At 42.4% G+C, this 11,890-nt stretch carries 16 protein-coding genes; 13 read left to right on the top strand and 3 right to left on the bottom strand.

Annotated features, from left to right (window positions below; genetic code table 11):
* Positions 1-181: 181 nt before the first annotated feature.
* Positions 182-1,525, bottom strand: a complete 1,344-nt coding sequence (locus tag FNE76_RS07705) for a tetratricopeptide repeat protein (RefSeq protein WP_185963031.1) — start codon at positions 1,523-1,525, stop codon at positions 182-184.
* A 74-nt stretch (positions 1,526-1,599) separates the two neighbouring features.
* Between FNE76_RS07705 and FNE76_RS07700 the strand changes: the two genes are divergently transcribed.
* The 11 genes from FNE76_RS07700 (at position 1,600) to FNE76_RS08585 (ending at position 9,560) form a co-directional block, all read left to right on the top strand.
* On the top strand, positions 1,600-2,280 hold the full coding sequence (locus FNE76_RS07700) for a hypothetical protein (protein ID WP_143928477.1): 681 nt from the start codon (positions 1,600-1,602) through the stop codon (positions 2,278-2,280).
* Positions 2,281-2,292: 12 nt separating this feature from the next.
* Positions 2,293-3,195 (top strand): hypothetical protein, encoded by a 903-nt coding sequence (locus FNE76_RS07695; RefSeq protein WP_143928476.1) that lies wholly within the window; start codon positions 2,293-2,295, stop codon positions 3,193-3,195.
* Positions 3,196-3,205: 10 nt separating this feature from the next.
* The gene (locus FNE76_RS07690) at positions 3,206-4,444 is read left to right on the top strand and encodes a hypothetical protein (protein WP_143928475.1); all 1,239 of its coding nucleotides are present in this window, start codon (positions 3,206-3,208) and stop codon (positions 4,442-4,444) included.
* Between the two features lie 211 nt (positions 4,445-4,655).
* A complete protein-coding gene (locus FNE76_RS08605) occupies positions 4,656-5,852 on the top strand; it encodes a hypothetical protein (protein ID WP_235852311.1) in 1,197 nt (398 codons plus the stop codon).
* The gene (locus tag FNE76_RS08600; protein ID WP_235852406.1) at positions 5,849-7,027 is read left to right on the top strand and encodes a tRNA methyltransferase; all 1,179 of its coding nucleotides are present in this window, start codon (positions 5,849-5,851) and stop codon (positions 7,025-7,027) included. Before FNE76_RS08605 ends, FNE76_RS08600 begins: the two co-directional genes overlap by 4 nt.
* Positions 7,028-7,076: 49 nt before the next feature.
* Positions 7,077-7,373, top strand: coding sequence for a hypothetical protein (locus FNE76_RS07675; protein WP_120948760.1), 297 nt, complete (start codon positions 7,077-7,079; stop codon positions 7,371-7,373).
* A gap of 12 nt (positions 7,374-7,385) precedes the next feature.
* The gene (locus tag FNE76_RS07670) at positions 7,386-8,420 is read left to right on the top strand and encodes an SEL1-like repeat protein (RefSeq protein WP_143928474.1); all 1,035 of its coding nucleotides are present in this window, start codon (positions 7,386-7,388) and stop codon (positions 8,418-8,420) included.
* Positions 8,311-8,556, top strand: a complete 246-nt coding sequence (locus FNE76_RS08785; RefSeq protein WP_120955919.1) for an SEL1-like repeat protein — start codon at positions 8,311-8,313, stop codon at positions 8,554-8,556. Before FNE76_RS07670 ends, FNE76_RS08785 begins: the two co-directional genes overlap by 110 nt.
* A gap of 10 nt (positions 8,557-8,566) precedes the next feature.
* Positions 8,567-9,127, top strand: coding sequence for an SEL1-like repeat protein (locus FNE76_RS08595; protein WP_235895373.1), 561 nt, complete (start codon positions 8,567-8,569; stop codon positions 9,125-9,127).
* A 5-nt stretch (positions 9,128-9,132) separates the two neighbouring features.
* Positions 9,133-9,273: a hypothetical protein gene (locus FNE76_RS08590; protein ID WP_235895372.1), complete on the top strand. Its 141-nt coding sequence runs from the start codon at positions 9,133-9,135 to the stop codon at positions 9,271-9,273.
* A gap of 26 nt (positions 9,274-9,299) precedes the next feature.
* On the top strand, positions 9,300-9,560 hold the full coding sequence (locus FNE76_RS08585; protein ID WP_235895371.1) for an SEL1-like repeat protein: 261 nt from the start codon (positions 9,300-9,302) through the stop codon (positions 9,558-9,560).
* On the opposite strand, the gene FNE76_RS07655 is transcribed toward FNE76_RS08585, so the two are convergent.
* Positions 9,557-10,075 carry a tetratricopeptide repeat protein gene (locus FNE76_RS07655; protein WP_143928473.1) on the bottom strand — a complete coding sequence of 173 codons (519 nt, stop codon included), beginning with the start codon at positions 10,073-10,075 and terminating at the stop codon, positions 9,557-9,559. The two genes, FNE76_RS08585 and FNE76_RS07655, sit on opposite strands and share 4 nt — an antisense overlap.
* Positions 10,038-10,508, bottom strand: coding sequence for a hypothetical protein (locus tag FNE76_RS08580; protein WP_235895370.1), 471 nt, complete (start codon positions 10,506-10,508; stop codon positions 10,038-10,040). Before FNE76_RS08580 ends, FNE76_RS07655 begins: the two co-directional genes overlap by 38 nt.
* A gap of 347 nt (positions 10,509-10,855) precedes the next feature.
* Here FNE76_RS08580 and FNE76_RS07635 point away from each other — a divergent pair, with 347 nt between their 5' ends.
* Together FNE76_RS07635 and FNE76_RS07630 are read left to right on the top strand one after the other, a co-directional pair.
* Positions 10,856-11,440: a P-loop NTPase family protein gene (locus FNE76_RS07635; protein ID WP_120948765.1), complete on the top strand. Its 585-nt coding sequence runs from the start codon at positions 10,856-10,858 to the stop codon at positions 11,438-11,440.
* Positions 11,421-11,678 (top strand): ribbon-helix-helix domain-containing protein, encoded by a 258-nt coding sequence (locus tag FNE76_RS07630; protein WP_120948756.1) that lies wholly within the window; start codon positions 11,421-11,423, stop codon positions 11,676-11,678. Before FNE76_RS07635 ends, FNE76_RS07630 begins: the two co-directional genes overlap by 20 nt.
* Positions 11,679-11,890: the final 212 nt, after the last annotated feature.

Genomic DNA, 11,890 nt, shown 5'->3' with positions numbered 1-11,890 from the left:
TTTGGTATGGGAGCTTGTGGTGATAGGGTGGTGGATTACCACCCTGTGCCTTTTATTTATGAATATAGAGGGGGGGATTGAAATTGCATTTTGCCTCTTTTGGGAGTAAAATACCCTCCAATCTCGCCCCTGCAACGCAAAAACCCTCTTGCGGAGTGGAGGAGCGATTAAGGTAAATCAACTATTCCCCATCCCCCTCACAATAATCATCCAAGTCCTCTCCCACACACAAGACATCCCTCCCATGTCCCTCGTATGCGCGCGCTTTTTTGGCATCTTTTGGCACCCCTAAGCCTTTTTTGTACAATTTTGCTAACGATAGATAACAATAGGCATTCCCCATGTCTGCGCATTTTTGGTAATAATGTGCTGCCTTTTTGTAATCGCGTGGGATGCGGGGAGTATAGGAGGGTGGTGCAGGAACTTTTTGGTACTCTTCCCAGTTCCTATAAAACAAGCCACCATAAAAATAGGTGTCGCCTAATTCTTTATAGCTATAGTCATCTCCCAAAGCCCCAGCTAATGTTAAATACTCCACACTCTTTTTAAATGCGCCCGCACAGCTCTTGAATGTCTCATATTCACACTTTCCTTGATACATCCCTGCCAAGCTTGCATACCCCAGCGCGTCCCCTAACTCCCCTGCCTTTTTATAATACTCCATCGCCTTATTCTCATCTACATACTCTCCCATGTTGGTGTAGGCATTGGCATTCCCCATTGCCACCGCCTTTTGAAAATACGCCACCGCTTTATGCCTATTTTCTAGGATAGTCCCCGTGCTAAGATTGCTGCTCTCATCTTGATAAATCAATCCCAGCTCATTATAGGCTTGGCTATCCCCCTTTGCCCCTGCTTTTTCTAGCACCGCTACTGCCTTAAGATAGTATTGCTTGGCTTTTTTAAAACTACGCTCAAACCTGAAATCGCCCGCAGCATAAGAGTAGCCTAGTGTTGTGTAGGCATTAAAATCGCCCATTTCCCCCGCCTTTTCAAGATATGACACCCCCTTTTGAAAAATTTTTTGCTTGTATTGGACTTCTTGGGAGTATTGGCTAAAGTCTTTAAGACTGCAAGTATGGTTGCTCCATTGAACCCTAAGATAAAGCAACCCAACTCTTTCATAGATATCTGCCCTCTTTGGGTTCAGCTCTAGGGCTTTGTTAGCGTATGAGAGTGCTTTCTCGCAAGCAAAAGGCTCCCCCTTGGCATTTTTGGCTATTCTGCCACCTGCAACCATGTCTGCTAGCTCAAGATAGGCATCTGCTATCCCCATTTCTCCAGCCTTCTTAAAGTAGTTAAAGGCTTTTTTGTAGTCTATATCCACCCACTGCCCATAGCGATACATCAAGCCCAAATGATAGAACGCCTGCGCCTCCCCTCTTTGCGCCTCCTGTTTGTAAAGTCTAAAGGCTTTGGGGTAGTTTTTAATCTTGTAAGCTGCCTCTGCTTGTTGTAAAGTGTTGTCTTGAGCACCCAGCACACCCACCGCTAGAAACAGCATAATAAGATATTTTCTTAACATCATTGCCTCCTATTGTTTAAGAATTAAACCAAAGGACTTAAACTTTTTAAACAACGACAATAGGTTTTAGCACGATGAGATTTTGCCTTGTGTGGGTCATCTGTACCGCCCTCACTTACGCCCAAGAAGCCACACCCATTCAAATTGATTTCCCCGGACATGTCAATTCTGAATGTGTTTTAAAATTTATCTCTTTGGTGGAGCATAGTTCTTTTAATTTCAAGCAGTGGGATAGCGATCATAAGGGCATTAAGTGGCTTAAAGGTCATATCTCCTACTACATAGACACATGGGATCAAGACCACATTATGGCTAAATTGTATTTTAACTGGAAACAAGACCCCAAGCACCCTGAGTTTTTAGGCACAGGCACAATGGGTTGGGCAAATTATGATCTCAAAACGCACACATTGCAAGATTTATACGGGGATAATCTTACCTTCCCCTTACAATACGCCCACCAACTAGCAACATGTTTGCAATTTTGCGATGCTAGCCAAACTAAAGCCTTGCAGGCGCGCTTTAAAGATCAAAATCTCTACACCCACCCCCTAAAAACCATTGTAGGCAAGGGCAGGGCGTATTTTTACTCTGCTCCTAACAAGCATTGTCAAATCAACAATCTCTTTTTAATCCCCAAAGACAAGGTATATCTTTTACAACAACAAGGCGCATTTGCTTTTGTGGCTTTTAGGCGTAGAAATGGAGAGATTGTTAAGTTGTGGATCAAGAATGATCGGTATGCTAAACCTTGAGATAGGAGTTTCATGAAAAATTTATTTTTAATGCTTAGTTTGTGCCTCTCTTGGCACAGCCTACACGCCTTAGAACTCAAAGAGGCGCAAGCAGTGGTGAAAAAATGGGTAAATGACTATTGGAAAAGAGATGTGGATGTGATAGCAAAAGGGGATTCATGTATCCACAATGACGATAGCTTGCAGTGGAGCGAAACAATCTACGATCAAGAAGATGCCCGCACATTAAGCAAAACCCCCCATGACAAACCCGACAAGTCCAAAGCCTACACTTTGATTTTTTATCGGGGTTGTGCTTTGTTTGTGGGGGCTCAAGCCTCTGATGGCGTGCGCACATGCATGGGCATTTTGCATAAGGGACAATTATCTAAGGGCTTTTGCACCGACACACCCCTAGACATTGAGGTTAAAAATAATCTCTTGGTGATCTCAGCAAAATACCAAGAGGTTGAAATCGATGATCATTACTCCGCCGACCAATATGCCTTTGAAATGTTGCGGGGGCGTTTTTATCTGCGCACTTATAGCAAACAAGTTTTTTCCTGCCACGATCCAGATAATGCGCATGAGTGTCCCGATCCCGGTCTAGCTTATCTCTATTGTTTTTTAGGATGCGATCCGATGAAATTGCTTGGTAGCCATCTTTATTACAGCCAACCTAGGGATGATCCACAGGGCAAATTTAGAATTTCTATGCAAGATTTTTTATATTTTTGGGGCAAGGAGGGGCTAGATGATTATGTAGGAGGAGATAACGACTACATGGATTTTTTTGGCAGGGATGCACTCTTGTATAGGCTAAGAGAAGCGTGTTTTAGGAGTCAAAAATGTCAGTATCTTAATCCCAAAGCCTTGCATGAGGTGTGCGATAAGAATATATACACGCAAGGGCGTTGTTTGTATAGCACTGATTAAAGGAGGTTTTATGCGTTGGGTTGTCGTTTTTTTATTATGTCTGCGAATCGCCTGTGCCTTTAGTTTTGAAGAAGAGGTGCTTTGGCTGGGTGATGGCAGGTCTAATGCGCATATCCAAGCTACCTATCCGGAGTGGTTTTGTGATCACTATAAATCTAAAGATCGAGCCCTGCACGATCAGGTGATCTGCGATGTCTCTGCTGGAGGCATGACAAAGTTTAGCAATGTTGCTTTAACCATGCTCCATCGTTTTTATGCAGATTATTACCAATATGTGCGTGCGCGCGTGAGCCAAAAGGATCGCCAAAAGGTGCGCCAGATTTCCCTGAAATACATTTATAAGGAGGGTAAGGAGTGCAGTGCCACCATGCATGAACAATACAGCTTGGCAGAAAAAGAGGGCACCAATCCGCACACCATGCCTTTTTTTGAAGAAATCAGATGTATGGAGGAGAATTATCTCAGTGCTTTTCAAGAGATCACGCGCCTACTCTTCAACAATCCTACATACGCGCCCATTTTTGCGCAATTTTTCTATCCTAATGCGTCAAAATATCGCAAACTCATTTTTGTGAGCAAAGACAAAGAGGCATTAGCCAATAGGGATCCTACTGACAATGGTTATATGGATACTTTTATGGGGCAGGCAGCACAGGATAATTTGATCGATCAAAGGGGTAGATGGCTCAAGCCAGAACTTAAAAAGGCGCACGATCAGGTGCAACAATGGTTAGCCACTTATTTAAAAGGCAAAAACACCAAGAAATACACAGCTAACATGCAAATCATGACACACCATCAAGAAACTTACACCTTTATTTTTGCAGATTTTAATCATTGGGGCACACATTATTACACCTGCATGGGTATTTTGCACGCTAAACACTTAGAGCGTGGGTTTTGCACTGATAGGAAGGGATTAGGTGTGGGCATGCAACTTTTCATCAAAGGGGCTTTTTTTACTCTCCGTTTGAGCGATAAGTTAAAGCCGGGTAGTGATCTTGCTCATAGGGATTATTTCACCTTCAAACTGGTTGGCAATCAGTTTTATTTGCACCAATATAGCCAAGAAGTGCTTACCTGTCGGGGGAGTTGTTATGATTTGGATTATGACACATCGGTATTGCGCACCCAAATTTTTTACCGCCAAAGCAGGGACGATCCCCAAAATCAAAACCCTATTTCTTTGCAAACTTTCTTTAAGAGCCTAAACAATGGCAATTTTGAAAATCTAATCCATCCAATCTAGGGAGCACGCAATTTTAATATCCAATTCCACTTAGAGTCCTTGACTTTTCTGTTATATCTTGAGGCAAATAAAGTAGAATGGTCGCCTGATGGCAATGGATTTTGATAGTAATGGGCAAGAAGCTTGCCACGCTTTTAGCCAAAAACCTGTAATTTTGCTAGATAGCTACTATGAATCTTTACCATAGCCAAGCACTTATAAAGGAGTTTCAATGATCCGCTTAATAGGCATCCTTCTACTCATAAGTCCCCTATGGGCTGTCAGCGTTAATTTGGTCCAAGAAATGCAACAAGCCCGCGCATTGATGGCAAACATGTATCAAAGAGCCATTCAAGAGAAAAAAGATCATGGCTGTAATGGGCATCTCTACCTAGATGCGATAAAAAAGGACATCACCCCACTTTTAGAGCACCTACAAGCTTTTGTCAATCACACCCCGCTTTTACAATCCCTCAAACCCAAAGACCCCAAGCAAGCCCAAATGATCCAAGCGCTTAAAGCCCTTGAGATGCTCCAACTCTTTAAATTCTTGCGCGCCTCTATCCCTGATATTGATTGTAGAGAGGATTCTACTCTAGCTTTAAAACCTTTTGAAACTGAGCAAAACACCCAAGATTTTTTAAAGGGTTTGGCATTGATCTATGCGCCCTTAATAGAGGCTTACCATCAGGGTTTGGATATAACGGACTATTTAGAGGGATTGCAAAATCATCTTGAGAGTCCATGGCTTTACCCCATCCTTAAGAATAGCGTTTTGCACCAGCAATATATGCTAGGCTATACATACATCAAGGCAGATTCCCCTCCAGCCCGTGCCTTTTTAAAAGATGTCCAAACCACCAATAAATTCTATAAATTGGTGCGTGGTTTTGGTGTTTATGATCACAACTTAGAGGAGCAAAACTTTTTGAATGCGCAAAATGCACGCCTTTTGGGGATTGAGGTGCGGACTATCAATTTATGGCTAGACTATTACAAGGCGCGCGCTCTCACCTTTTTGGGGAATTACCTCAATGCAGAACACAGCAACATGGGAGATTATTGGATCACGATCTACAATGTGTATTTAGATAGGGCTTTTCCTCGTGATAAACTAATATGTGGGGGTTCATGCGTGTATATCAAGGACATGACAGAGGCGATGCAAATGATACTCCCTGATAAACCCACCCCCTGCCTGCAACCCCAGTATTTAAACAAAGAGGCTAAAGCGGTTTGCTTGCAAATCTTCCAAAAACACACCTATAACCCCAAACCCTTACAAAAATACCTAAACTCCTTGCGTTTGATTTCCATTGACAACGCCCCCTGTGTGTATTTGAACTCCCAAGATAAACTCCAAGCATTCAAATCTAACAATGCGCTATGCTTGGCATTACAAAAGCACTTCACAAAGGGGCTTAAATGATCCGCTTGCTTCTCTTAGCTCTCTTGGTCGTAAATCTACAGGGCAAAGAAGATGTATTGACCATCATGATTCAAATAGACAATCCCAAAGAATCCCAAGATACCCAAGAATTTTTCAAGGCATTTAAAGCACTCTATGACTACATGTATAAGTCTGTTGGAGAAATTGAGCCCACAGACCCAGAAGAAAGAATGTCTAGACTCGATCGTATATCAGCGATAGAAGATTATACAGATGCCTCCATCCCCCTAGCCAAAGCTGTAGCCAAGCAAATACCCTTGCTTCACGAATTTAAACCCAAAAACAAAAGAGAAGAGCTTTTCTTAGCCCATCTCAAGGACATGGAAATGCTCCATGTCCTAGATGTGATCGATTATCCTAATGGCAACTACGAACCAAAAGCCACAGCCCACACCTTTTTAGATGTGATCGCCCTTCTCTACATGCCCTTGATCAACGCCCACAAGGCGGGGCTAGATGCGATCGCCTATCTTAAACAACTCCACAAAGGAATTTCTCAAAAACAATGTAACGATAGAGACATTAATAACATTATTCACATATGTACTGACAATATCTTAGCGTTCAATCTTGATGCAATAGGAAAAAACATTGACCCCCATCAACCTTTTAGAAAACGCCTAATCCAAGATATGGATCATATAGAGACACTGATGGGTATTTTTAGCTTAGACTGGGGTATTTGGGCTGGTATAGTTATCAATACGATCCTAAAGAGTAAAATACCTCCAACCTTTATATTTGAGAACGACTTTTATGAATTTGTGAGCAACAACATCCAACGCCTAGACCCAGAACACCTCTCTGATCTCTACGCAGCGCGGATGATCCCCTTAGAAAACAACGCCCCTTTTTACAACCGCTTACAAAATGACAACCCCAAGATTTTAAAAGACACGCTAAAAGATCACCCCACCATGTGCCTAAGCCCTAAATATTTAAGTCCCAAATCTAAGCAAACCTGCCTACAACTCTTTCAAACCCAAACTTATAACGCTAAAGACATTCAAGAACAATTACACCTCGTGCGTTTGATTTCTATTGATGATAGCCCTTGTGTATATTTAGACCCCAAGGATAAAATTCAAACCTTTAAATCTAAAAACGCGCTATGTTTGGCGTTGCAAGAACACTTGACAAAGGAGCAAAAATGATCCGCTTGCTTCTCTTAGCTCTCTTGGCTTTAAATTTGTAGGAAGAAATATGCGCTTTAAGAATTTATACAGGGTGTTATTAGTCAGTCTATGGGTGTTTGCGCGGGCTAAGGAGGGTGCTTTGGATTTTGCGATCGCACAAAAAGCTTTTAAGAGTGAAAATTACACAAAAGCCCTAGAATATTACCAAAAAGCAGAGGGCAAGGCGGACGGGTATTATCTCTTGGGCGATGCCTACAAAGACAAGGATTTTCCCACAGATTGGAGATGGGTTACTCATCAGGATTGCGCTAAGGCTGAGCACCTTAAACAGACGATATACTCCCACTCTAAAACCAAGCATTAAAGGAGTGCAGATATGGCTAGTGTGATTAAAGTGGTGCTAGTGAGTGTATTGGTGTTAGCAAGCATGCATGCCCAAAGCGATCGCGATAGAGATTACGCCATCGCAAAGGATAGTCTCTATACTGAAGACATGCTACAGGCTTTGGAGTATTTTAGCAAACTGGCTAAAGAGGGGGATGCTAGAGGGTATAAGGGCTTGGGAGATGTGTATTATTTTGGTGGTAGAGGCGTGGAAAAAGATTTTAGAAAAGCTTTCCAGTATTACCAAAAAGCTGCCAAAATGGGGAATGTGGGAGCGTATGTAGAATTGGCAGGTTTTTATGCGTATGGCTTTAAAAGTGGTGGTTTTATGGTTGCTAAGAATCTCCCAAAAGCTCTAGAATACTACCACAAGGCTGGGAAAATGGGCAATTCTAAGGCGTATCGGGAGTTAGGCTCTCTCTATAAATATGGCGACAGCGCGCCAAAGGATATTAAAAAAGCTCTCCAGTATTACAAACAATCTGCACTAATGGGCAATGTTGGGGCATGTATGATCTTGGGGGATATGTATAGGTCTGGTAGGTATGTGTCCAAGGATGCACAAAAGGCTATAGAATACTACCAAAAAGCTGGAGACAGTGGTCATAAACATGAAATTGGGGAGACTTTCCACGCAAGCGATGGGTATCTCTCCATAGCAGACATGTATTTGATAGGGGAGGGTGTCCCCCAAGATGACCAAAAAGCCTTAGAGTATTACCAAAAAGCTTACCATAGCAAGGCTGAAGCTTATAATGCTTTAGGGAGTGCTTACAGAAGTCATAGCACTGAAATGACTTGGAATCTGCCTGCTTCTGTAAGAAATATCCCCAAAGCCCTGAAGTATCTTAAAAAGGCAGCAGAATTAGGAAGTATGGACGCTAATACTAGTTTGGGAGATATGTATAAACGGGGCGATGGTGTCCCAAAAGATGATGACAAGGCCGAGGATTATTACTGGAAGGCTTGTGGTTTGGGCGACTCGGGTGCTTGCGATGAAGCGCGAGGGGGAAGAAGCTATTACTAGTTTGGGAGATATGTATAAACGGGGCGATGGTGTCCCAAAAGATTATGACAAGACCATGGAGTATTACGATAAGGCTTGTGATTTGGGCGACTCGGGCTCTTGCGATGAAGCGCGAGGAAGAAGCTATAAGGAATAACCAAGTGATGATGACTAGACCTGCAAGCATGTTAAAGATTATATTGTTTTGGATGTGTTGCTTAGGGGTTGTGTATGCCAGCGATGCGGATATTTACTTTGCCTACGCCATAAGGGCTTGGGAGTATGAGGACGCACACACAGCCAAGATCTACTTTTCCAAACTAGCCAAAATGGGGGATAGACGGGGGTTTAGCGGTTTGGGCATGCTCGATGTAAATTGGTGGGATTATGCAGGCTTTATAGTTCCGGATAGAAGAGAGATATATCGAAAGGATCGTGTCAAATACAAAGAAGCGCTCCAATACTTCCAAAAGGCTATGGACATGGGCGATGGATTAGGGTTTTTTGGGTTAGGGTATATGTATTTTTATGGAAAAGGTGTCTCAGAAGATAAAACAAAAGCCCAACAATATCTTCAAAAAGCCTGCCAAATTTGGGAAAAGGAAGGCAAAGAGGGGAATGTGCAAGCCTATGTCTTTTTGGGGAGATTGTATGCAGGACAGCTGCAATATAAGGTGCCTGACTTTTACAACGATCCTCAAAATCCGCTACTTACTTTAAAAAGGTGATGGAGATGGGGGATCCTAGGGGGTATTTTGAGCTAGGCGAGTTTTATAAAAGGAAAGAAACGGATGCGCGCGCAGACAAAAAGTTTCAAAGCGCATGGGAGTATGAAAAAAAGCAGATGAATACTACCAAAAGGCAGCAGAACTAGGGTATGCGATCGCTTATTGTCGTTTGATGAAGTTTACACACGATCGCGACGGAATCCGTGAATACCTCCAAAAATCCGCGGATATGGGGTATGGGACGGCTTGTTATGAACTAGGCTATGAAGCCTACTATTGGGATCGAGACACACAAAAAGCCTTAAAATATTTCAACAAGGCTTGCATAATGGGTGATTACGAATCTTGTTACCTTGTGTATCATATCACGGGGAAAAAACCCGCTGAACCTGTGGAAAAGGGCTTTTGGGATTGGTTGCGTGATTTGTTTTAAGAATTAATTTGTCCTCTTGGTAAAACCTGTGAAAACCTAATTGCTCGATTCAGGTGCTGTCTTGGCTGACAAGCTTTTTGATACCCCATAGCACAGGCTTTTTGGACATACCGCAGTGCTTTTGCTTCATCTTTTGCAACGCCCAAACCAAGTTTGTATGCCACCCCTAAGTTGTGATAGCCTCTAGCACTCCCCAACTCTGCAGCTTTTTGGAAGTAGGTGATGGCTTTAAAATAGTCTTGATTGACACCCACACCCTTGGCATAAACCAACCCCAAGTTATTATAGCCCTCAGCATCCCCCATATCTGTGGCTTTTTGGAAATACTGCAAAGCCTTAGCATCATCTTTGGCTACACCATAGCCATTGGCATATAGCACACCCAAACTACTATACCCCCGAGCATCTCCTAGTTCTGCGGCTTTTTGGTAGTATTCTAGGGCTTTGGAGTAGTCTTGGGGGACACCATAGCCCAAATCATACATAATACCCCAGTCCGTAAAACCCTCTGGCATCTCCCAGTTCTACTAATTTCTCCCAGTAGATGATAGATTGGGTATAATCCCTAGTGTGCATATAAGACTTTGCGAGCTTATAGTATTCATCTGCTTGGCTATTGGCAAAACCCACGCCAAATGCTAGCATACACACAAGGAAAACACGCAAAATATGCTTTTTGAAGCCGATTGGCGATAACAAAATGCCTAAGCCGTGTGGCCTTTTAGCAACTCCAAAGACTGCAAAGTGAAACCCATTTTTTAGAGCTCCTAAAAGCTCAACAACCCTGCCATTAAAAACGGGCAAGTCGATGCCCTTGGACTTGGCAACAACTTCTAAAGTGCTTTTGGGCTTCGCTATGTCGCCATCCTCTAAAACGGTGTTAAGATATACTAAACGTTGCCCCTCTGTGTTTAAGGCTTTAGGGATAGAAAAAGGTTTGAAAGCCATGTCAAAACTCCTCTTCTAAGATTTCTTGTGCTCTCATTATATCCTTTTGTTGCGTGCTTTTGTTGCCTCCGCACAAAATTTGCCCCTTAATCCTTGCTATGGTTTAAAACAAGTCATATGGAAATCCAAACATCATCAATCGATGGCGTGGGATTTTACTTTGCAAAGGCTATAGCAAGCCCGCACACTTGTTATATAATATTGTCCATCTATATTTAACACAATTAAAAATATAATTCATTTGATTAATCAAAATCTTAAATATTTTTTAATGGATTAAATATTATACTTATTTAGTCGGCGATGCATCTATGCAAGTAACCCAGAAAAATCAAAACGAGGTGCTTATGATTCTCTCCACCATCAACAAGAAAGGCGGGGTGGGTAAGACCGCCTTTAGTTTCTCCATTGCTAAAGATTTAGATTTGTTCTTGCAAAGCAATGACTCTTCTATCATTGAGAGCATTTACCCTGATAAAGCTAAGATTAGCACCCGCCCCTCTTTGATCGACAATTGTGTCTATGACTTTGGGGGCTTTATCCAAAGCGGGGTTTTAGACATCGCTCAAGCTAGCCAAGCCATCATCATTCCCTGCACCCCTCTTTACAACGCCCTACTAAAGACCATTGAAACCATCCAAGAGTTGCAAGCTTTAAAAGTGCCCTTAATGGTTCTCATCACGGATTACCAAAGCCTAGAGGAAAAAGAACAAGCTAGCTCTACCTTACAATCTAACTTCACAGACTTAAACTTTTTCTTTTTTAAACGCTCTAAGATTGTAGAAAACTCTATGCGTAAAGGGCTGAGCTTCAAAGAGCTCTTTTTACAAACCCCACTCTCTAGACTCCATTACAAGACTTTCATCACAGAATACCAACGCCTTTTAGACACTTTGACACAAGGAGCAATCAATGAGCGAAAACACCCCTAAAACCATTCAAGACGCTTTAAAGAATGCCAGCAATGCCCAAGAGAACACCTTTAAGGCCAAAGACAAAGCTAAACCGGGCAGAAAGCCCCTACCTCCCCACTTAAAACAAAACCACACCATCACTTTTTACTTGTCCCAAGAGGAATACGACACCCTCAAAGCTCTAGCTGATCAAGAAGCCGATAGTGTGAGTTTTTTTGTGAAACGCTATGTGTTGAAGCATTTAATAAGAGGGTAAAGACAATCCTTGACTTCCAAGCATGCAAATATAATTTTAGGGATAAAGTGCTTAAACTACAGATTGCGCGCCTAGAGATTAGGCGAGCTTAAATCACTCACGGAGAAAATTTATATGAAAATATTAAGAACATGGTTATATTTTTTAGCCTGCTTTCTAGCATCCTTACATGCTATGGACGATCGCAAAGCGATGGAACAGGTCAAACAGTG

It is taken from the genome of Helicobacter mehlei, from assembly GCF_007280785.1.
GTDB classification, from domain to species: Bacteria; Campylobacterota; Campylobacteria; order Campylobacterales; family Helicobacteraceae; genus Helicobacter; species Helicobacter mehlei.
Note: the sequence above shows the minus strand (reverse complement) of the source record. Positions and strands in the feature narration are given on the sequence as shown.